The sequence below is a fragment of the Streptomyces sp. NPDC047971 genome (assembly GCF_040653355.1).
GTDB lineage: Bacteria > Actinomycetota > Actinomycetes > Streptomycetales > Streptomycetaceae > Streptomyces.
The window spans coordinates 186,561-207,618 of sequence record NZ_JBEZNW010000007.1 but is presented as its reverse complement, the minus strand read 5'-3'; the positions used below and the strand labels follow the sequence as shown (position 1 = coordinate 207,618).

Below are 21,058 nucleotides of genomic sequence, written 5' to 3'. Positions count from 1 at the left end.
CGGGAAGCGGCCGATAATGCGAGGCATGACGAACGCGAGACTCGGCGAGGCCCTGCGGCTTCTGGGCATCGACGAGGCCGCGTGCCGCGTCTATCTGGCGCTGCTCACCGAGGCGCCCGCTCCCCTGAGCGTGATCGGGGCCGCCGCCCGCCTGGGTGGCGCGGAGCTCACCGCCGCCTACGACGTGCTGGTGGACGCCGGCCTGGCCTGTGCGGCGGAGGAGGACGGGGACGTGGCGGCGCCCGTTCCGCCCGCCGCCGGCCTGGAGATCCTCGCCCGGCACCGGGCGGCCGAGCTGGAGGAGTCGCGGATCGCCGTCGGCGGCGCCTTCGAGTCCTTCCGGCGTCACCGCCTGGCCGCGTACAACGACCATCTCGTCGAGGTCGTCACCGGGGACGCGGTCGGCCCGCGGATGCGCCACGCGTGGGCCAGCGCCCGCGAGGAGATCCGTCAGTTCGAGTCACCGCCGTACTTCCCGCTCCCCGGCGCCACGGAGGACGCGCTGGCCACGCTCGCCCGCGGGGTGCGGCAGCGTGTCGTGTACGCACGGGAGTCGCTGGAGCATCCGGGCCATCTCAAGGAGGCCATCGAGCCGTGCATCGCGGCCGGCGAGGAGGCCCGGGTGCTGCCGTCGCTGCCGGTCAAGCTGGTGATCATCGACGAGGCGTACGCGCTGGTGTCGCTGTCGATCAAGGAGGCGGACGTCCACAACACCATGCTGGTCGTGCAGCCGTGCGGGCTGCTCTCCGCCCTCGTCGCGCTCTTCGAGCAGTCCTGGTCGAACGCCCTGCCGTTCCACGGCGGCACGAGCCGTCCGGGCGGCCTGCCGCCGGCGGACCGCCGGCTGCTCTGGCTCCTGGCGGGCGGCGCGAGCGACGAGGCCATCGCCCGCGAGCTGGGCGTCAGCCGCCGCACGCTCTTTCGCCGCCTGCAGATCCTGATGGCCCGGCTGGGCGCCGCGAACCGATTCCAGATGGCCCTGCAGGCGCAGCGCTGCGGATGGCTGTGAACGGCCACGAACGGTGGCCGGGAGGCGCCGGTCGGCACCGCCGACGAGTACCCCGGTCCGGCGGCCGCCCCGGGACTCAGCGCGCTCCGAAGACCTGCGTCCAGTAGGGGCCGCCCTCGGAGTGGATGCCGATGCCGATCTCCTTGAAGGAGCAGTTCAGGATGTTCGCCCGGTGGCCGGGGCTGTTCATCCAGGACTCCATCACGTCGGCCGGGGTCCGCTGCCCCATGGCGATGTTCTCGCCGTAGGTCGACCAGCGGTATCCGGTGGCCGTGACGCGTTCGCCCGGGCCGTCGCCGTCCGGGTTGGTGTGGTCGAAGAAGTTCCGCGCGGCCATGTCGACGGAGTGGCCCTGCGCGGCCTGGGTCAGCAGGGAGTTCTCGGTGAGGGGACCGCAACCCGCCTTCGCCCGCTCGGAGTTGACGATGCTGATCACTTCGCCGGCGGTGGTGGAGTCCCCGCCCGAACCCCCCGTCGTCTTCGTGGACTTCGGCTTGGGCGCGGGTGCGGTGGTGCGGGTGGGCGCCGGTTTCGCGGTGCGGGGTGCGGCGGTACGGCTCGCCGAGGGGGAGGCGCTCCTGCTCGGGGTGGGCGAGGTGGAGGCCGACGCGGTGGCCGACGCGGAGGCGGTGGTCGGCGACGGCGAGGAGGAGAGGAGGTTCCCCTGCGTCCCCGCCTGCTTCGAGTCCACCGCGTCCAGGGCCTCGACATCGTCCTGGGGGCCGGTGATCAGGTGGAAGGACCCGCCGGCGACGGCGACCACGGCGATGCCCGCGGCGACGACGGCGCGGCGGCGGCCGCGCTTCCGCTGCTGCTCCCGCCTGCGGCGGTCGCCGCGGGTGCCCTGTGCCGCATGCGACCCCCCGGCCTTGTGCCGCCCGCCGGTCGTGGCGGGCCGGGGCGCACCCTCCGTCACGGCCGGCATGTGCGCGGTGTCGGCCGCCGGGTCGGAGGAACCCTCCGGCCCGACGGTGCTCCCGCCCCCGTACTCCGTGGCCGTCGCGGCGAGCCCGAAGCCGGCGCTCTCCCGGACGCTCGCGAGCAGCAGCCCCGCCGGCGGCACCAGCAGCAGCCCGGCGAGCAGCCCCTCGGCCGGTACGAGTCCGGTCCACAGGCCGGCGCAGTGCGCGCAGCCGCGGGCGTGCCTGGCGATGCGCTTGCGCCAGAGCGCGGAGGGGCGGCCGTCCCACCCGCCGAGCTCGGACCGCAGCGTGGGACAGAGCGGCTGCGCCGACAGGGCCCGTACGACGACGCGGGCGGCCTCCAGCTGTGCCTTCATCCGCTGCACCCGGACCGCGGTGTGCTCCAAGGTCAGTTCGAGGGCCGTCGCCACCTCGTGCCGGGTCAGCTCACCGGCGCACTCCAGCCACCACAGGGACAGCAGGGCGCTGTCGTCCGGCTCCATCCAGCGGGTCGCCTCGGCGGTCTCGCGCCGCTGGCCGGACAGGTTCAGCCGGACGACGGTCAGGTCCACGAAGTCCGCCCCGGGGTGGGCGAGGTCGCGTACGTCGTCGAGGACGTCGGGGCGCGGGCCGGACTGCTGCGCGCGCCAGTGGTTGCGTATGGCGTTCATGGCGATGGCCACGAGCCAGGACCGGAAGCTGTCCGGCGAGCGCAGCCCGCCGAGTCCGTCGAGCGCGCGCAGCATGGTCTCCTGCACGACGTCGTCGACATCGTGGTGGCCGTTCATCGCGCGCCCCACGATGTTGTAGACGAGCGGGAGGTAGGTGGCGATGAGCCGGTCCTGTGCCCACAGGTCCCCGCTCTGCGCCGACCTGACCAGCTCCGTACCGTGCTGTGCGCCCATGCCCTGAACCACCCTGTTCGTCCTGCCGGTCGTCGATGCCCAACACCTGGGAGACCGCGAGGCGTGGGGACGATAACGGAAAGTACGAAGAATTCTGCGGGGTTTTCTCAATGAGCGCTCGAAACCGGGTGCGGGCGGGGCGGAGCTACCCGTCCGCGGTGGTGGTCTCGCCAGGGGTCCGCGTCGGCGAGCGCAGCGCGATGGCGCACCAGACGGACGCCGCGATCAGCGCGGCCGCGGCCATGCCGCAGAGGACGGGCGCCTCCGGGCGCCAGCCCAGCGAGAGCCGGGTGCCGCCGTAGGTGAGTACGGCCGCGATCCGCCCCGGCGCGTAGACGGGAACCTTGGCGGCGGCGGTCCGCAGCACCGCCGCGATGAGGACGCCGATCACGGCCCAGGCGACCAGGTACGGCCACAGCGCACCGGGGGCGGCGGGCGGGAGGCCGTACCGCTCGGGTCCGATCCGGAAGAGGGAGGTGGCCCAGCCCACCGCCACCGCGGCGGCGGCGATGCCGGCCACCCACAGGGCGTGGCGCCACAACGGGCCCGGGCGCACGTCCCCTTCATCGATGGACGGGTCTGCGGAAGCGGAGTCGTCGAGCTCGGTCACGCCCGGTAGGACGCGGGCCCGTGGACGGAGGTTGCCTCCGGCACGCATCAAGATCGTCGACGGGTCAGCCGGCCCAGCGCCCGGTCAGAAAGGTGAGGGCGAACAGCGTCGACAGCGGGGCGGCGAGACAGAGGTACGCGGTGGCGAAGCGCGGTGAGCGCAGGCTCCAGGCGGCGAGGATGATCCAGAGCGGCCACCACAGGAGGGTCGCCCGGGGGATCGAGGTGTACCAGTACGAGGTGCCGAGCGCCCACAGGCTGAGGCCGATGTAGGCGGCCTCGGGCCAGCGTCGGCGCCGGACCAGCAGGCCCGTCAGCGCCAGTCCGACGACCATGGCGAGGAGCTCGGCCTGGAACATGGCGGCGTATCCGGTGGTCTGGACGTGGCCGAAGGCCGACTCCCAGGTGTTGCCCCAGGCTTCCCAGGGCGTGTGGAACCGGCGGTACCACCCGCGTTCCTGGGCGTGATTCCACGCCATCCAGTCGCCGGTGCGGGAGTGCAGGTACCAGGCGTAGAGGAAGGCGGGCACGGCCGGCAGGGCGAGCCAGGGCGCCGGTCGCCACGCGGCGCGGGTACGGGCGGTCAGGGCGAAGTGCAGGGCGAGCGCGGCCGCCAGGAAGAGACCGCTGACGCGGACGGTCGTCGCCAGGGCGGCCAGGGTGGCGGCGAGGGGCCAGTGGCGGCGGTGCGCGGCGAGCCAGGCCGGCAGGGCGAGGGCGAGGAAGAGCGCCTCGCTGTAGCCGGCGGCGAGGAAGATCGCGCACGGCGAGAGCAGCAGGAGCCGCACCGTCCGTCGGCCGGCGCCGTCGTCGGGCAGATGGAGGCGCGCGACCCGCGCGAGCGCCAGGACGGCGACGGCGCCGGCGACGAGGGAGATCAGCAGTCCGGCCGCGGTCCAGTTCGGGACGACGGTGTGTACGGCGCGCAGGGCGAGGGGGAAGCCGGGGAAGAAGGCTTCGCGGTTGTCCCAGTCGGTGTCCCACGGGCCCCTTCCCGCGGGGAAGTAGCCGTCCCGCGCCACGTTCAGGAAGTGCCCCCAGTCCCACCGCTCGAACGGGGCGAGGACGGAGCCCGGGTCATGGGTGGCGGCGTCGGAGGGGAAGAGCCAGCGCACGCCGTACGCCGTGGTCCACAGGGCCGCACGGGTGAGCAGGTACAGCCACAGCACGTCCCGGTCCTCGGCGCTCAGCCGGGGGCGGAAGGCGTGGCGGGACGGGGGTACGGAAGGGGCCGCCGTCTCTTCCCCGGCCCTGGGCGACCGGAGGGATATCACAGACATGGAGGACTCTCGTGGGAAGGGGAGGGCAGGGCGGATCGCGCGACGGCGGATCGTCGCGGTGCGGGGCGTCGGAGGTCAGGGGGCGGTGGTGGTCGCCCGGCCCGACGGGTGTGTCGCGGTGGCCGACGGATCGCCGGAGGTACCCCTGCCGGACGGCGGCGGCGATGTCGTGGTGCTCAGCGGCGGCCGGGTCTCCGAAGGGGACGGCGCGTCGGGCGAGGGGCTGGTGGCCGGCAGGACGGGCGCCGGCGCGTCCGGCAGGAGCGCGGCCAGGGTCGCTCCCCCACCGGCGAAGAGCAGGCACGCGGCTCCCGCGGCGAGGGCGACTCGTCGCCGGTGTGCGCGTCGGCCGCGTTCGGCGATCCGCGCCACGGGCACGGCGCGGGCGCGGGACTGCCCGGACGCGGCCGCCTGCCGGAACAGCTCGCGCAGGGGGTCCTGTGGTTCCTGGGGTTCACGCACCGGGGTCCTCCTCGGCGTTCCGGGGCTGCAGACGGTCGGCGAGGGCGAGTCGGCCGCGGACCAGATGCGTCTTGACGGTGCTGGCGGACTGACCGGTCTCACCCGCGATCTGCTCGACGCTCAGGTCGCACAGGTAGTGCAGCGTCACCGTGCGGCGCTGTTGCGCGGGCAGGTCACGCAACGCCTCGATGAGCACCACATGCTCGGGGCCGGGGCCCTCGACCGGTGGCGGGGCGCCCGCGCGGTCCCATGCCTCCGACGCGCGCCGGCGGAAGCGCCAGCGGCTCACGGCGAGGCGCCAGGCGACCGTACGGATCCACGCCTCCGGCTGCCCCTCGCGGTCGAGCTGCCGACGCCGGCTCCACCCCTTGACGAACGCCTCCTGCACGACGTCCTGAGCCTCGTACAGATCGCCCAGCATCACGTACAGCTGCCCTGTGAGTCGCGCGGCCGCCTGCTCGTAGAACGCCTCGAACTCCTCAACGGTCACCACTCACTCCCGGATCTTTCGCTTCACCACGCATACGCCCGGCACCAGGCGTCCGGTTGACACGGGTCCTCGATCAACAGAGTGATCGTGATCACGGAACCGATTGCGCCGGACACGCGTCGGGGGCGCGTCCGGCGGCCGTTCGGCCGGTTCCGGCGGGTCGACGACGTGTCCGGTGGTGGTGGAGCGAGAGGGTCAGCGAGGCGCCGGGCCGTCGGAGTCGGCCCCGGCGAGGAGGAGGAAGCGGTCCGTCAGGGCGAGCAGCCAGGCGGCGCGTTCCGTCGCGATCTCCCGCAGGCGCGCGTTGTCGTTGCGGGCGACGAGATGGCCCATGTAGCGCTCGTTGAAGCCGGCGTACTCCTGGTGCAGGGTCCGCAGCGCCCGCGCTACCGCGCGCTCGGGGGCGCCGGAGAGCCGGGCCAGCGCGGTGGTGTGCTGCTTCCAGCGTCCTTCGACGGCCTGGCGGAGCAGACCGTCGAGGTCGCCCGCCCGGCGGATGACGCGCAGCAGTTCGTCGGGTTCGAGCCCCAGGGCGTCCGCGAGGCCCAGGGTCTGCCGGTCGGTTCCGCCCCAGCGATGGTCTCTCTCGGCACGCGCGTAGGCGTCCGCGTCCATGCCGATGCGCTCCGCCAGCCGCCGCGCGGTGAACTTCCTCGCCAGCCGGTGTTCGCGCAGGGAACGCGGCCTCAGCGCCATGATCTCCGGGACGGCGCACCACAGCGCGTCGGCCAGGGCGAAGAGTTCGGCCTCCGAGGGGGCCACCACTCCGGCCTCCCAGGAGAGGACGGCGGCCACCGGGCGGTGTACGCCCAGCTGCCCCATGGCGGCGACGACCTGTTCGGGAGTGAGACCGATGCGCAGCCGGGCGGCCCGTGCGTGGTCCGGGGAGAAGGGCGGGTGGGACATGGAGGGATCACCTCGGGTGGCGGCTCGGCGGGGGCGGGCTGCGGCGGAGCGGCGGGCCCGGGAGCCGGGGCTCCGCCGGGCCGCCGCTCCGCCGGTCGCGGGGTGTTGTCAGCGGGCCGTGCCGGTCTGCGGACCCGTCCCCTCCTCGTACGCGGCCAGTCCGTCCCAGTCGATGTCCTCCCGCTTGCGACGGTTCTCGAACACGTGGAAGAAGAGGTTGAGCAGGACGGCCGAGAGGGTACCGAGGGTGATCCCGCTGCCCAGGACGGCTCGCACCTCGGTCGGCATGCGCTCGAAGAACGGCGCCACAGCGGTGGGGAGCATCGCCGCCCCGAGGCTGACGGCCAGGATGAGCGCGTTGCGTTCCTGCTTGAGGTCGACCTTGGCGAGGATCTGGATGCCGACGGAGGCGACCATGCCGAACATCACGACGGCGGCGGCGCCGAGCACGGGGTGGGGAACGGAGGCCACCACCGCGCCGGCCTTCGGCACGAGGCCGAGAAGGATCATGAGGACGCCTGCCGCGACCACGACGAACCGGCTGGTGACGCGGGAGATCCGGACCAGTCCGATGTTCTCCGCGAACGCCACGTAGGGGAAGGAGTTGAACACTCCGCCCAGTACCGTGGCGACTCCGTCGGCCCGCAGCGCGCGGCTGACCGTCTCGCCGTCGACGTGCCGGTCGGTGATCTCACCCATGGCGTACACGTCTCCGGTCGTCTCCACCATGGTGATGAGCATGACGACGACCATGGCGAGCATCGGGAAGAGCGAGAAGTGCGGCAGGCCGTAGTGGAAGGGGGTGCTGACGCCGAGCCAGTCGGCCTGCTCGACCGCTCCGAGGTCGGCGTCACCGAGCAGCCAGGCGACGGTGGTGCCGCCGACCAGTCCGAGCAGGACGGCGACACTCCGCAGGAAGGGACCGCCGAACCGCACCACGAGCAGGATGAAGAGGAGTGTTCCTCCCGCGTAGGCAAGGCTGGCGTGGTCCCCGAAGCGGGGCCCGTCGACGAGCGCCGCGCCGCCGCCGACGTCCTGGAGCGCCACCGGTATGAGGACGATGCCGATGACCGTCAGGAGGGTGCCGGTGACGATCGGGGGGAAGTACGCGGTCAGCCTGCCCGTGAACGGGGCGAGGAGGAAGGCCGCGACACCGGCGGTGATGACCGCGCCGTAGACCACCAGGAGCCCGGCGGTGCCACCGCCCGCGCCCTGGCCGATGGCGATCATGGGCGAGACGGCGGTGAAGGTAGCGCCCTGGACGAGCGGCAGCCGGGCGCCGATCCGCCAGAAGCCCCACGCCTGGATGATGGTGGCGATCCCGGCGGTGACCAGGTCGGCGTTGATGAGGTAGACGAGCTCCTGCCGGGAGAGCCCGAGGCTGTTCCCCAGGATCACCGGCACGAGCACCGCACCGGCGTAGAACGCCAGGACGTGCTGGAAGCCGTAGAGCGTGAGGGTGGGAAGGGGGAGGACCTCGTCCACCGGATGCGTGGTGGTGCGGGGTCGCCTCCGCGGGGCCAGTGGTGCCATCTCTGCCTTGCCTGAGGGTAGGTGAATGAGAGGCGCGACGCCGGGTCGCGCGGGGAGAGCCTCGAACGGGGCATCCGGGCGGCCGCGCTGATCGGGCGGTTCACCGGCTGGCGGCACGGGGTTTCCGGTGCGCGGCCAGGCATCCAGACATGGAGGCGTACGGGACCGGGGCCGTGGAGGCCCGGGCCGGACACAGATCCTCGCGGACGGGCACGTCGGCATGCAAGACAGTGGGCCATGCTTTTTTAAGCAAAACCCTGAAGTAACTTACGAATCAGTGGTCGTAAGCTACTTCAGGTGCGGATTTCGTCGCCGCTCTCTCCCGGCGTCGCCAGGGCCGTCAGGACGCGGGGTGGCTCGACACGACCTTTCCCTTGCTGTCGGCCGCGAGGTAGCCGACCGCGCTGTACTCGTTGATGAGGTAGAAGAACAGCGTCGGGCGGTCGTCGTTGAAGGTCCAGCCCTTGACGACGACGTAGCGCATGGTCGGGCGCTCCACCTTCAGTTCGCCGTCGCCGCGCTTCATCAGCGCGGGGAGGGTGTCCCAGGGCATCGCGGAGACGTCGAAGGGCTGCTCGTCGGCCCCGTCGATGGTTCCTCCGGGTCCGGTCCTGCGGGCGACCCCGTCGCGGTACTCGTACTCGTCGTAGGTCTTCGCGCCGGGCTTGGTCGGGATCTCGGCCAGGGCGTAGTCCTCGTAGATCGTCAGTTCCTTCATCGTCGTCGAGCCGCTGACCTCGCGGAACGACGCGATGACGGCGCGCGCGTCGGCCGTCGTGAGGAGGGTCCCGCGGGGCGCGGAGGGCGTACTCGGCTGCGTCGACGCGGCGTTGGACGGGTCGTCGGCGGCGCGGACCGGGCCACTCGCCGAGGTCGTCGGGGTCGCGCCGCCCTTGGCGTCGGGGTCCGAGTCGCCGTCGGGGATCAGGTTCACGACACCGACGACGGCCACCGTGAGCGCCAGGGCGACGGAGGCGGCGATCAGGGCGGGTCGGCGGTTCACCCGGCGCGGGGCCGGCGGCGCCGCCGGCCCGAACCCGCCGCCGGCCGGGGAGGCGTGGGACGGAACGGTCGGGGCCTGCCACGCCGGGGCGGCGGGCGGTCCCGCGTACGCGGGGTGAGGGTGGTGCGGCGGGCCGAACGCGCCGGGGGCCGCACCGGCGGGAGTCGATCCGGCAGGGGCCGCACCGGCGGGGGTCGCGCCGGCAGGGGTCGCACCGGGAGTCGCACCGGCAGGGGTCCAGGTGCCGGACTGCCGGGACTCGGCGTCGGCGAGCAGCTGTTCCAGCTGCGCCCCGTCGGGCCGCGCAGCGGGGTCACGGACGAGGAGCCGGGTGAGTACCGGCGCCAGCGCGCCGGACCTCACCGGCGCGGGGATCGGGTCGTCGAGCACGGCGACCACGGTCGCCAGGCTGGTGGCCCGGCGCAGCGGGTGGTGGCCCTCCGCCGCCACGTACAGGAGCATGCCGAGCGACCACAGGTCGGAGGCCGGGTTGCCCTCCTCTCCCCGTACGCGCTCGGGGGCGATGAACTCGGCCGAGCCGATCAGGTCGCCCGTGGCGGTCAGCCGGGACGTCGCCTCGCTGAGCACGGCGATGCCGAAGTCCGTGAGGACGGCGCTTCCCTGGGGGCGGAGCAGGACGTTGGCGGGCTTCACGTCGCGGTGGTGGATGCCGGCGGCATGCGCGGCGCGCAGCGCGGACAGCACCTCCCGCCCCAGGGCGAGGACCTCGGGGACGGACATCGGGCCCTCGGCGAGCCGCTCGTGGACCGAACGGCCCTCGACGAGCTCCATGACGATCCAGGGGTGCGAGCCGTCCTGCGGTTCGACGATGTGATGGATCGTCACGACGTGCGGGTTGGAGAGCCGCGCGAGGGCCCGCGCCTCGCGGACGGCCCGTTCGCGCAGTTGGGCCGCGAGGCCGGGGTTCGCCTCCTCGATGGCGGGGTCGGGCGGGCGGACCTCCTTGAGGGCGACATCGCGCTGGAGGGCGACGTCACGCGCCCTCCAGACGGTGCCCATGCCGCCGCTGCCCAGCCGGGAGATCAGTTGGAAACGCCCGTCGACCAGGGGTCTTCGGTCCTCGCTCGCGCTCATGAGCGGTCATGGTATGCGGTGCCGGTGACACGCCTTCCCCAGGGCCGGGGACATGGCCCCGGAGACGCGGGGCGCGGTCGCACCGCAGGCCCCTCGGCGGTGACCGTCCCGGTGTCAGCCGACGCCACGGGGGCGGAACTGGACGCTGATACGCGGTCCGACCGCGCGGGTCGTCTTCGGTACGGCGTGTTCCCAGGTGCGTTGACAGGAGCCGCCCATCACCACGAGGTCGCCGTGGCCCAAGGGGAGACGGAGCGCGACGGGGCCTCCCCCGCGGGGCCGGAGGGCGAGGTCCCGGGGGTCTCCGAGGGAGAGGATGGCGATCATGGTGTCGTGCGTGGCGGAGCGTCCCATGCGGTCGCCGTGCCACGCGACGCTGTCGCGGCCGTCCCGGTAGAGACAGAGGCCGGCGGTGACGAAGGGTTCACCGAGCTCGGCGGCGTAATGGGCGCTCAGGGCCTCGCGGGCTTCGAGAAGAGCGGGGTGCGGAAGCGGAGCGCCCTCCCGGTAATAGGCGAGAAGGCGGGGAACGGCGACCACGTTGTCGTACATCGTGCGCTCCTCGGCCTGCCACGGGACGCCCGAGGCCAGCTCCTCGAACAGCGCGTCGGCGCCGTGGAACCAGCCGGGGAGGTGGTCGACCCAGGCCCCCGCGTCGAGCGCGACCCGCCGGCCGCCGCCCAGCGGACCGGGACCGATGTCGGCGCCCTGGTCGAAGAGGGAGCCCTGCAGGCCGGGCATGCGCGGTCGTGCTGCGGTCATGGATCCAGCCTAACCGAACAACCGAACGTATGAGCGATTACGGGCGGTCGCGCTTGCGTGGCCGACGCTCCCGGCGGGCAGCCGGCCACGGCATCGGGAAGGCGGCTCCCCCGTCACCTCGCGGGCGTGCCGTTCTCGCGGCGGGCGAGACAGGAGGCGACCACCACGAAGGGCCACACGGACTGCATGCACGTCACGAGGCGTTCGGCGACCCCGGCCGGGCCTTGGCGGTTGATCTCGACCAGGAACCAGACCGCGCCGATGCCCATCATCGCCGTCGCCGCGAGGGCGGGCGCGGGTCGCAGCCCCCACGGCGCGCCCCCGTCGCGGACGGCGGCCAGAACCGGCCACGCGGCCAGCAGGACGAAGCCCACCACGGCGACCGAACCATGGGTGAGGGAACCCCCGCTGCTCGGCGCCGGAAGCAGGGCCACCACGAACGCCGTCACCCCGCCGGCGGCCAGCGCCACCCGTCCGGCGAGCGCGGCGGGCCGCAGCCCCCACGCGGTCAGCAGATGACAGGCGCCCAGCGCGAGCAGCGCACCCGTCATCACCCAGAAGCCCTCGGCCCCGTAGGCCGCCAGGACGCTGATCGTCTGGGTGGCGGGATCGTAGGCGGACCCTTCCATGTCCGCCGCGACGACCCAGCCTCCGGCCAGCAGGACAGGGGCGCACCCCGACGAGAGCAGGGTCCACCAGGGAACGGATCGCATCGGCCCACGGTAAGGCGTGGGCGAGGCGCCTCCCGGGAACGACGCCCGCCGGGGCGACGCGATCCCCACCGGCACCGTTCACCGGACAAAGCGAAACAGAATTACCGAGCGATAAGCGTCACCTATCGCCCCATCGAAAAGCCCTCTTTGACACCCGTCAGGAAAACGGCGGAAGCTTCTCCGGCAGGCGGATGCGAATATTCGCGAACATTCCCGGCTCGAATACGAAAAGAGCCACCGCCTATTTCGGCCCGAGACGGTCCCGGTCCGTCGGAGCCGCGGCGGAGAGAGGCGAACCCCCACCATGAGCAGCATCGACGACCCCGACGACGACCTCTCGGTCACGCCGCCGAAGACCTGGGCGACCGGTGTTCCCGCCGTGACACACGCGCTGGAGTACGCGTGGGGGCAGACGTCCGTGCGGCGTACCGCGCTGACCCTGCTGAACATCAATCAGGCCAAGGGATTCGACTGCCCGGGATGCGCCTGGCCGGAGCCCGCGCCCGGTGAGCGGCACAGGAACGAGTACTGCGAGAACGGCGCGAAGCACATCGCCGACGAGGCCACCTCGCGACGTGTCACCGCGGAATTCTTCCGTGAACACTCGATCGACGAGCTGGGCCGCAGGTCCGACTACTGGCTCAACCAGCAGGGCCGGCTCACCGAGCCCATGGTCAAGAGGCCAGGCGCCTCGCACTACGAGCCGATCGACTGGGACGAGGCCCTCGGCCTGCTCGCCGAGGAGCTGCGCCGCCTCGACTCCCCCGACGAGGCCCTTTTCTACGTCTCGGGCCGGCTCAACAACGAAGCCGCCTTCCTGCTCCAGCTGTTCGTCCGCGCGTACGGCACCAACAACCTGCCCGACTGCTCCAACATGTGCCACGAGTCCAGCGGATTCGGGCTCGGGGAGACCCTGGGCATCGGCAAGGGCAGTGTGTCGCTCGACGACATCCACCAGGCGGACCTGATCTTCGTCGTCGGGCAGAACCCGGGGACCAACCACCCGCGGATGCTGTCCGCGCTCGAGGAGACCAAGCGCAACGGCGGCCAGGTGGTGGCGGTCAACACGCTGCCCGAGGCGGGGCTGATGCGGTTCAAGCACCCCCAGCGGGCGCGGGGCGTGATCGGCAGGGGCACCCCGATCGCCGACCAGTTCCTCCACATCCGCGCCGGTGGCGACCTCGCCCTCTTCCAGGCGCTGAACCTGCTGCTCCTGGAGGCGGAGGACGCCGCTCCGGGCACGGTCCTCGACCGGGCCTTCATCGACTCCGACACCACCGGCTTCGAGGAGTTCGCGGAGCACGCCCGCACGACCCGCTGGGACGACGTCATCGCCGCCACCGGCCTGACCCGGGCGGAGATCGAGGAGGTCCACCGGCGCGTGCTCGACGCCAAGAGCGTCATCGTGTGCTGGGCGATGGGTCTGACGCAGCAGAAGCACGGTGTCCCCAGCATCCGGGAGATCGTGAACTTCCTGCTGCTGCGCGGCAACATCGGCCGGCGGGGCGCCGGTGTGTGTCCCGTCCGCGGCCACTCCAACGTCCAGGGCGACCGCACCATGGGCGTATGGGAGCAGATGCCCCAGACCTTCCTCGACGCGCTCGGCCGCGAGTTCGGTTTCACCCCGCCCTCCCACCACGGCCTCGACGTGGTCGACTCGATCCGCGCCATGCGGGACGGGAAGGCCCGTGTCTTCCTCGGCGTCGCCGGGAACTTCGTGCGCGCCACCCCCGACAGCGAAGTCACCGAACAGGCACTGCGCACCTGCGGACTGACCGCTCAGATCTCCACCAAGCTCAACCGCTCCCACACCGTGTGCGGCGAGACGGCGCTGATCCTGCCGACCCTGGGCCGCAGCGACCGCGACATCCAGGAGAGCGGCGAGCAGTTCTGCACCGTCGAGGACTCCATGAGCGAGGTCCACGCCTCCCGGGGGCGCCTCACCCCCGCCTCCCCGCACCTGCTCAGCGAGGTGGCGATCGTCTGCCGGCTGGCCAGGCTCACGCTCGGCGACACGGTCGACATCCCCTGGGAGCTCTTCGAGCGGGACTACGGCACCATCCGCGACCGCATCGCGCGGGTGATCCCCGGCTTCGAGGACTTCAACGCCCGCGTCGACAGGCCCGGCGGCTTCACCCTGCCCAACCCCGTCAACCAGGGCGTCTATCCCACCCCGAGCGGGAAGGCCGTCTTCACGCGCAACGAGTTCACCATGCTGCGCGCGCCCGAGGGACACCTGATCCTGCAGACGCTCCGCTCCCACGACCAGTGGAACACCGTCCCGTACGCGATGAACGACCGCTACCGGGGCATCCACGGCGCCCGCCGCGTCGTCCTGGTCAACCCAGCCGACCTGGCCGGACTCGGCCTCGCCGACCGCGACCTGGTCGACCTCGTCGGCGTCTGGGACGACGGGGTCGAGCGCCGAGCCCCCGGATTCCGGGTCGTGGCGTACCCCACCAGCCCCGGCTCCGCCGCCTCGTACTACCCCGAGACCAATGTCCTGGTCCCCCTCGACAGCGTCGCCGACATCAGCAACTGCCCCACGTCCAAGGGCGTGGTGGTCCGCCTGGAACCGGCCCGCGACGCCGGCTGAGCCCGCGCGAGCACCGAAAGGACCCCTCCCCCATGCCCGCAGATCGCGCCGCGCGCGGCTGGCTTCCGGCGGCGGCCGCCGTGTTCGCCGCCGGGTGGGGCGCGAACCAGTTCACACCGCTCTCGGTGGTGTACCGGACCCAGGAGCACTGGCCCAGCGTCCCGGTCGCCGCCATGTTCACCGTGTACCTGCTGGGCCTCCTCCCCGGTCTGCTGTGCGGCGGCCCGTTCGCGGACCGGCTCGGCAGGCGACGTGTGGTGCGGCACGCGCTGGTACTGTCCGCCGCCGCGAGCGCCCTCCTGGCGGCGGCGGACATGTCCCGCGGCGCCGTGTACCTCAGTCGGCTCGCCACCGGAGTCGCGGCAGGCGTCGTCCTGTCCGCCGGCACCACCTGGCTGGAAGAGCTGTCCTCCGGCGCGCGCCACCCGGGTGCGGGCGCCCGCCGGGCGACGTACGCCACGGGCTGCGGCTTCGCGGCCGGGGCGCTGACGGCGGGCGTCCTCGCCGAATGGCTGCCCCGGCCGACGGTCCTGCCCTGCCTCGCGCACTCCCTCCTCGCGCTGCTGGTGCTCGGCGCGACCACCGCCGTCCCGGAGACCGGACGGCCGTCCGCCGAGGTCCGCTGGACGCCCCGGATCGCCCGGCTGCGCGGGGCGGGCGTCACCCACCCCCGCTTCCTCCGGGTGGTGCTTCCGGCGAGTCCGGCCGTCTTCTGCGCCGCCACGGTCGCCTACGTCGTCCTGCCGTCGTTGGTCGCCGACCGCGTTCCGGGGCACGCGCCCGTCTTCAGCGGCCTGGTGACCGCGCTGACGCTCACCGTGGGCATGGCCGTCCAACCCCTGGCGGTCCGGCTGCACCACGCGCGCAGCGCACGGGCGACCCTGGTCGCGATGGTCACCGTGATCGGCGGACTGCTGCTGGGCGCCGTCGCCGCGTACGGGGATTCCGCGGGCCTGGTGCTGGTGGCCGCGGTCCTGCTGGGGGCCGGGTACGGGCTCACCCTGGCATCGGGTCTCCTGGAGATCGCCCGCCTGGCGCCGCCCAAGGCCGTGCCCTGCACGGCGTTCGTCCACCAAGGCGCCGCCTACAGCGGCTTCCTGACGCCGCTGCTGCTGGCCCTGTCCGCCGGTGCCGCCCCGTACCCCGCTCTGCTGGCGGCTCTGGCGGCGGTGGGGCTGGTGTGTCTGGTGATCACGGCGCGGCACAGCCGCCGGAGCCTTCCCTGATGGCGAGGGAACACGTCGGGTCGTCGAACGCGTCCGACCGCACGACACCCCCGGAGCAGGGCTCCGGTGAGAGGAGCAGACCATGGGACGAGTGACCGTACGACGGCGGGTCCTGCGCGTCCGGGACGGGGTGCCCTCGCACCGACCGGACACGCTGGCCGCCGAGGAGCCGATGGAGATCAGGGTCGGCGGGCGACCGCTCGCCATCACCATGCGCACCCCTGGCGACGATTTCGACCTGGCCGCCGGCTTCCTGGTGAGCGAGGGCGTGGTCCATGCCGCCGACGACGTGGCGGGGATCCGCTACTGCGCGGGGGCCACGGCCGACGGCGGCAACACGTACAACGTGGTGGACGTCGCCCTCGCTCCGGGCGTCGCCGCCCCCGACGCGTCACTGGAGCGGAACTTCTTCACCACGTCCTCGTGCGGTCTGTGCGGCAAGGCCAGTCTGGACGCGGTGCGCACCACGGCGGCGTGGTCCGTCGCCGAGGACGCGCTGCGCGTCGCCCCGGAGGTGGTGACGGCCCTGCCCGACCGGCTGCGGGCGGCGCAGCGGGTGTTCGACACCACGGGCGGACTGCACGCGGCCGGGCTGTTCTCCGCCGAAGGCGAGCCGCTGTGTCTGCGGGAGGACGTCGGGCGCCACAACGCCGTCGACAAGGTCGTGGGCCACGCCCTGCGATCGGGTCTGCTGCCGCTGCGCGGCTCGGTGCTGATGGTGAGTGGCCGGGCCTCCTTCGAACTGGTGCAGAAGGCGGTGACGGCCGGAATCCCGATGCTGGCGGCGGTCTCCGCGCCGTCCTCGCTCGCCGTGGACCTGGCCGAGGAGAGCGGGCTGACCCTGGTCGGGTTCCTGCGCGGCGCCTCGATGAACGTCTACACCGGGGCCGAGCGCCTGTGCCCGCTCCCGGTGGCATGAGGGTCGTCGGCCCTCGTGGTCCCGCCGCGTCTCCGCGGCGTGCGGCCCTGGCTGGCGGTGGGGCGAGGGGTCGGGTAGACCCGTAGCGTGCTGTTCCGTCAACTCGAGTACCTGGTCGCCCTCTCCAGGGAGCGCCATTTCGCCAGGGCCGCCCAGTCCTGCTACGTCTCCCAGCCCGCGCTCTCCGAGGCGATCCGGAAGCTGGAGGAGGAACTGGACGTCCCCCTGGTCCGGCGCGGACGCAGGTACGAGGGCCTCACGCCCGAGGGCGAGCGGATCGTCGTGTGGGCGCAGCGGATCCTGGCCGACCGCGACGCGCTCAAGGACGAGGTCGGCGCCCTGCGTACGGGGCTGAGCGGCACGCTGCGGATCGGCTCGGTCCCGACCGCGGTCGGCGCGGTCTCCCTGCTGACCGCCCCGTTCTGCGCCGCCCATCCGCTGGTGAGGGTGGAGGTGAGGGCGGACCTCCGGTCGGCAGACGTACTCCGGCGGCTGCGGGACTTCGAGATCGACGCGGGCATCACCTATCTGCACAAGGCCGTCCCGGAGGACTTCCGGTCGGTCCCGCTGTACGAGGAGCGGTACGTGCTGCTGACCAGCGCCGCCGACATGCCGGTCCACCGGGCGACGGCGACCTGGGCGGAGGCGTCCCGGCTGCCCCTGTGCCTGCTGACGGGCGCCCTGCAGGGCCGTCAGGTGCTGGACGAGGTGTTCGCCGAGGCCGGGGTGGAGCCGTCGCCCCGGGTCGAGACCGATTCGGTGGCCGCGCTGTTCGCCCATGTCAGAACGGGCCGGTGGGCGAGCGTCGTGCCGCACACCTGGCTGCACGTGTTCGGCGTTCCGCACGGCATGCGTGCGGTCCCGCTGGTCGAGCCGGCGCGCACGGTCCCGGTCGGTCTCGTGGTCACCGCCCGGGAGCCCGGCTCGGTGCTGGCCCGGGGTCTGACGGCCGTCGCCCGGCAGACGGACGTCACCGCCGCCCTGGACCACCTTCCCGGCGATTCCTCGCCCCCGTAGGCGCCGGTCGGCGCTCGTGCCGTCGCGTCAGACGGACCGCCGGCCGAGGTGCCGCAGCGCGGACCGCGCCGCCCCGGCCCCGCACATGCCGTGGGCTCCGGGGCCGGGCGGGGAGGCGGCCGAGCACAGGAACACCCCGGGCAGTCCGGTGTCGTAGGGGTCGAGGGCGGTGCGGGCTCCGAGCAGGAGCCGGGGGACGGTCTTGGCGCCCGTGAGGATGTCGCCGCCCGCGAAGTTGGCGTTGCCGGCGGCGAAGTCGGCGGGGCGGGTGACCCGCAGACCGACGACGCGTTCGCGGACACCGGGGGCGAAGCGTTCCAGCTGGCGCAGGATCGCCTCGGTGGCGTCTCCCTCGTAGCCGTACGGGACGTGGGCGTACGTCCAGACGGGGTGGACGTCCCCCACCGACCGCGAGGGGTCCGCCAGATACTGCTGGCCGACCAGGACGAAGGGGCGCTCCGGCATCCGGCCGGCCGACACGTCCCGCTCCCCCCGCGCCACCTCGGCGAGGGGCCCTCCGAGGTGCACGGTGCCCGCGCGCCGGGCGTCCTCGTTGGTCCAGGGGACGCCGCCCTCGACGGCCAGGTCGACCTTGAAGGCGGCGGGCCCTCGGCGGAAGCGGCGGTACGCGGTCCGCACGCGGGGCGGCAGCCGGTCGCCGTACACGGAGGCGATCTGGCCGGGGTCGAGGTCGAGGAGGGTGACGTCGGCGGGCGGGATCATGGCGGCGTCCGTGACGCGTACTCCGGTGTGGACGGTGCCCCCGTGCGACAGGAGCGCGGCCGTCATGGCGCGGGTGATGGACTGTGAGCCGCCCTCGGCCACCGCCCATCCGGCGGCGTGCCCGGCGGTGAGGATGCCGAGTCCGATCGCGGAGCTGAGCGGACGGGACAGCGGACGGAAGGCGTGGGCGGCGACGCCGGCCCACAGCGCCTGTGCCCGCTCGGTCCGGAACAGGCGGGCGAGCGCCTCGGCGGGGAGCGCGGTGGGAAGACCGAACCGGGCGAGCAGGAGGGGGTGCGACGGTATCCGCAGCAGGGGGCCCATGACGTCGTCGGCGAGCGCCTCCCAGTGCCGCACCGAGGGCTCCAGCAGGGCGCGGTAGCGGCCGCCGTCGGCGCCGAGCCCGGCGGCGGTCTCGTCGACGGAGCGCATCAGCACCCCGGCCGTGCCGTCGTCCAGCGGATGCGCGCAGTCGACGTCCGCGAGCAGCCAGCGCAGCCCGTGGCGTTCGAGGTCGAGGGCGCGGAGGGCGGGCGAGGTGACGGCCATGGGGTGGACGGCCGAGCAGTGGTCGTGCAGCAGTCCGGGCAGGATCGCCTCGTGGCTGCGCGTGCCGCCGCCGACCTCGTCGGCGGCTTCGAGGACGGTGACGTCGAGCCCGGCCTTCGCGAGCAGGGCCGCGGCGGTGAGTCCGTTGGGTCCGCCGCCCACGACGACAGCGGAGGTCATGAGGCGGTGTCCGGCAGCGGGAGGGACGGGGACGGCGTCGTGGATCGCATGCGTCCGAGTCTGCCGCCGGAGGGTCCGGCCCTCCAAACAGGGCCCCGGGTGGGTTCAGCCGGTGACGAGTCCGACGACGAGGTTGATGGCGGTGGCGAGGATGCTGGTGCCGAAGAGATAGGAGAGGAGCGAATGCCGCAGCACCACCGCGCGGATGCTCGCACTCGACACGTCGGTGTCGGAGACCTGATAGGTCATGCCGAGGTTGTAGCTGAAGTAGAAGAAGTCCCGGTACGCGGGCGGTCGATCGGAATTGAAATCGATGCCTCCCTCTGAATTCCCGTAATAGAGGAACGCGTAACGGGTGGCGTACATCAGGTGGAGCGCCGCCCAGGCCATGAAGACGCCGCTGAGCGCGGTCGCGGCGGCGGCGTGACCGGTGTCGGGTCCGCCGCGCAGCAGCAGGACGACGATGCTGCCGAGTCCGCACAGGGCGACCGCGACGATGACGACCTCGTCCGTCACGGGCCTGAAGTCCTCGCGCCGGGCGTCGCCCCTGGTCATGGCCGCGTCCAGCGGCCACATCCGGATCCAGCCCGCGACGACGAACACCGTCTCCGTCATGGCGATTCCGGCGAGGACTCCCAGCGGTGCGTCGGTCAGGACGCCGACGACCAGGCCCGTCACCACGCCGACGGCCACGGAACAGACCAGCCGGGAGACCGCGGTCCGCGGCAGCCAACCTCTCATGGGCCGACACATTAGCGGCGGCTCCGCGGACTGCCGGGTCCGCCGGGCCGCGATTTGCCGGACTCTGCACGCGATGCGGTAATTGAATTGCCTGGACGACCGAAATCGCCCGCTTATCACGGGAGCAGGAATGACCGGTGGACCCGAGCCCATCAGCGCCGTCGCACTGCGGGCGCTCCAGCAGGAACTCGCCGATCTGCGCGCGGAGCGGGACGCCGCGGCCGCGACCCTGCGGGGCGAGGATCCCGTGGGCGACAGGGCGGACGAGGCGGACGAACTCCAGCGCGCCTCGGAGGTCGCGCGGCTGGACAGGCACATCGCCGAGATCGAGGGCCGGATCCGGGAGGCGTCCGTCGCCGGGCCGCCGGCGACGGACGTGGTCGGGGTGGGCAGCACCGTCACCGTACGGTTCGCTGACGGGACGGAGTCGACCCTGCAGGTGGGCGAGGTGGCCGAGGAGCTGGATCTGACCCTGGTGACGGCCGACAGCCCGCTCGGCCACGCACTGCTCGGTCGGCGCGCGGGCGACACGGTCGAGTACCAGACGCCCGAGGGCCGCACGACCGCGGTCGTCCTCTCCCTCGGCGACGGGTCCGCCACCTCGTAGCCGGTGGGACGCCTCAGGACGTGAGCACGACGACCGCCTCGTCGGTGTACGTGAGGAAGGTCAGCGTCTCCTGGAAGTACAGCTCGATGCCCTTCGCGTCGTGCGCGGTGTAGCCGATCGACAGGTCCTGGCCGAGGAGAAGCTCGAAGTCGCCACCGCGGGTGGACACGACGAACGCGCCGCGCAGCGCCGGCGCCCAGATGGGGTCACCGCCCAGGATCCGGCCGAGGTGCGCCGCGATGGGGTAGCCGTGGTCGGAGGTCTCGCTGACGGCCGTGTACGCGTCGGCTCCGAGCAGGAGCGCGTACGGTCCGTCGACACCGGCCAGGCGCAGCGCTGTCAGGGCCCCGCTGATCGCGTCGGGGTAGTCGCGCGCCTCGGCGGGCAGGGCCAACTCCGGGTTGGACGTGCGTGACCGCAGCCCTTCGATGCCCGCCGCCGCGTATCCCTCGAAGACCGCGCGGTCCTCCGCGAAGGCCATGGCGCGTGCCGCGTCCTTCACGGGCTGCCAGTCGGAGTCGTGCGATCCGCGTTCGACGTCGTCGACGGCGGCCCGGCTCACGGTGAACGGAACGCGGAGTTCGACCAGCGGCCGCGCCTCGCGCAGCCGTGCGGTGACGCCCGGAGCGGGCGACGGGATCTCCGAGAGGTGACCGGTCCCGGCGGCGGCGAACCCGGGCCCCGCTGCGCCGGGAACGTCGACGACTCGGCGACCCGCGACATGGCGACGGAACGTGCGGCGGGCCTCCTCCTCGATCTCGGCCCAGGCGGCGGGGGTGATCGGGGCGAGTTCGCGGTGCAGGTTGTCGGTGGCGGCGGGGTTCGTCATGA

The 21,058-nt window shown here is 73.1% G+C and carries 19 protein-coding genes; 6 read left to right on the top strand and 13 right to left on the bottom strand.

The window, feature by feature from the left end; all coding sequences use genetic code 11:
* The first annotated feature begins 25 nt into the window (after positions 1-25).
* Positions 26-1,009, top strand: a complete 984-nt coding sequence (locus AB0D99_RS10105) for a LuxR family transcriptional regulator (protein WP_362358551.1) — start codon at positions 26-28, stop codon at positions 1,007-1,009.
* Positions 1,010-1,085: 76 nt separating this feature from the next.
* On the opposite strand, the gene AB0D99_RS10100 is transcribed toward AB0D99_RS10105, so the two are convergent.
* From AB0D99_RS10100 to AB0D99_RS10055, 10 genes are all read right to left on the bottom strand, one after another.
* The gene (locus AB0D99_RS10100; protein ID WP_362358550.1) at positions 1,086-2,816 is read right to left on the bottom strand and encodes a sigma-70 family RNA polymerase sigma factor; all 1,731 of its coding nucleotides are present in this window, start codon (positions 2,814-2,816) and stop codon (positions 1,086-1,088) included.
* Between the two features lie 145 nt (positions 2,817-2,961).
* Positions 2,962-3,426 (bottom strand): hypothetical protein, encoded by a 465-nt coding sequence (locus AB0D99_RS10095; protein WP_362358549.1) that lies wholly within the window; start codon positions 3,424-3,426, stop codon positions 2,962-2,964.
* Positions 3,427-3,490: 64 nt separating this feature from the next.
* A complete protein-coding gene (locus AB0D99_RS10090) occupies positions 3,491-4,705 on the bottom strand; it encodes a mannosyltransferase family protein (RefSeq protein ID WP_362358548.1) in 1,215 nt (404 codons plus the stop codon).
* A 75-nt stretch (positions 4,706-4,780) separates the two neighbouring features.
* Positions 4,781-5,167, bottom strand: coding sequence for a hypothetical protein (locus AB0D99_RS10085; protein WP_362358547.1), 387 nt, complete (start codon positions 5,165-5,167; stop codon positions 4,781-4,783).
* Positions 5,160-5,657, bottom strand: coding sequence for a SigE family RNA polymerase sigma factor (locus AB0D99_RS10080; RefSeq protein WP_362358546.1), 498 nt, complete (start codon positions 5,655-5,657; stop codon positions 5,160-5,162). The genes AB0D99_RS10085 and AB0D99_RS10080 overlap by 8 nt, the downstream gene beginning before the upstream one ends.
* A 195-nt stretch (positions 5,658-5,852) precedes the next feature.
* Positions 5,853-6,563, bottom strand: coding sequence for a helix-turn-helix transcriptional regulator (locus AB0D99_RS10075; protein ID WP_362358545.1), 711 nt, complete (start codon positions 6,561-6,563; stop codon positions 5,853-5,855).
* 108 nt (positions 6,564-6,671) lie between these two features.
* Positions 6,672-8,048 (bottom strand): nucleobase:cation symporter-2 family protein, encoded by a 1,377-nt coding sequence (locus tag AB0D99_RS10070; protein ID WP_362358544.1) that lies wholly within the window; start codon positions 8,046-8,048, stop codon positions 6,672-6,674.
* Positions 8,049-8,436: 388 nt separating this feature from the next.
* A complete protein-coding gene (locus tag AB0D99_RS10065) occupies positions 8,437-10,194 on the bottom strand; it encodes a serine/threonine-protein kinase (protein WP_362358543.1) in 1,758 nt (585 codons plus the stop codon).
* A gap of 114 nt (positions 10,195-10,308) precedes the next feature.
* Complete coding sequence (locus AB0D99_RS10060) at positions 10,309-10,956, bottom strand: alpha-ketoglutarate-dependent dioxygenase AlkB (protein WP_362358542.1); 648 nt, start codon at positions 10,954-10,956, stop codon at positions 10,309-10,311.
* A 113-nt stretch (positions 10,957-11,069) separates the two neighbouring features.
* Positions 11,070-11,669 carry a DUF998 domain-containing protein gene (locus AB0D99_RS10055; protein WP_362358541.1) on the bottom strand — a complete coding sequence of 200 codons (600 nt, stop codon included), beginning with the start codon at positions 11,667-11,669 and terminating at the stop codon, positions 11,070-11,072.
* 304 nt (positions 11,670-11,973) lie between these two features.
* On the opposite strand from AB0D99_RS10055, the gene AB0D99_RS10050 reads away from it, so the two are divergent.
* The 4 genes from AB0D99_RS10050 (at position 11,974) to AB0D99_RS10035 (ending at position 17,427) form a co-directional block, all read left to right on the top strand.
* Positions 11,974-14,265, top strand: coding sequence for an FdhF/YdeP family oxidoreductase (locus AB0D99_RS10050; RefSeq protein WP_362358540.1), 2,292 nt, complete (start codon positions 11,974-11,976; stop codon positions 14,263-14,265).
* A 32-nt stretch (positions 14,266-14,297) separates the two neighbouring features.
* Positions 14,298-15,491 carry an MFS transporter gene (locus tag AB0D99_RS10045; RefSeq protein WP_362358539.1) on the top strand — a complete coding sequence of 398 codons (1,194 nt, stop codon included), beginning with the start codon at positions 14,298-14,300 and terminating at the stop codon, positions 15,489-15,491.
* A gap of 82 nt (positions 15,492-15,573) precedes the next feature.
* Positions 15,574-16,410, top strand: coding sequence for a formate dehydrogenase accessory sulfurtransferase FdhD (gene fdhD / locus AB0D99_RS10040; RefSeq protein WP_362358538.1), 837 nt, complete (start codon positions 15,574-15,576; stop codon positions 16,408-16,410).
* 87 nt (positions 16,411-16,497) lie between these two features.
* Complete coding sequence (locus AB0D99_RS10035) at positions 16,498-17,427, top strand: LysR family transcriptional regulator (protein WP_362358537.1); 930 nt, start codon at positions 16,498-16,500, stop codon at positions 17,425-17,427.
* Between the two features lie 27 nt (positions 17,428-17,454).
* Here the strand turns inward: AB0D99_RS10035 and AB0D99_RS10030 are convergent, their stop codons facing one another.
* On the bottom strand, positions 17,455-18,879 hold the full coding sequence (locus AB0D99_RS10030; RefSeq protein WP_362358536.1) for an NAD(P)/FAD-dependent oxidoreductase: 1,425 nt from the start codon (positions 18,877-18,879) through the stop codon (positions 17,455-17,457).
* A 105-nt stretch (positions 18,880-18,984) separates the two neighbouring features.
* A complete protein-coding gene (locus AB0D99_RS10025; RefSeq protein ID WP_362358535.1) occupies positions 18,985-19,620 on the bottom strand; it encodes a DUF1345 domain-containing protein in 636 nt (211 codons plus the stop codon).
* A gap of 130 nt (positions 19,621-19,750) precedes the next feature.
* Between AB0D99_RS10025 and AB0D99_RS10020 the strand changes: the two genes are divergently transcribed.
* A complete protein-coding gene (locus AB0D99_RS10020; protein WP_362358534.1) occupies positions 19,751-20,227 on the top strand; it encodes a GreA/GreB family elongation factor in 477 nt (158 codons plus the stop codon).
* Positions 20,228-20,240: 13 nt separating this feature from the next.
* Here the strand turns inward: AB0D99_RS10020 and AB0D99_RS10015 are convergent, their stop codons facing one another.
* Positions 20,241-21,056 (bottom strand): family 1 encapsulin nanocompartment shell protein, encoded by an 816-nt coding sequence (locus AB0D99_RS10015; RefSeq protein WP_362358533.1) that lies wholly within the window; start codon positions 21,054-21,056, stop codon positions 20,241-20,243.
* Positions 21,057-21,058: the final 2 nt, after the last annotated feature.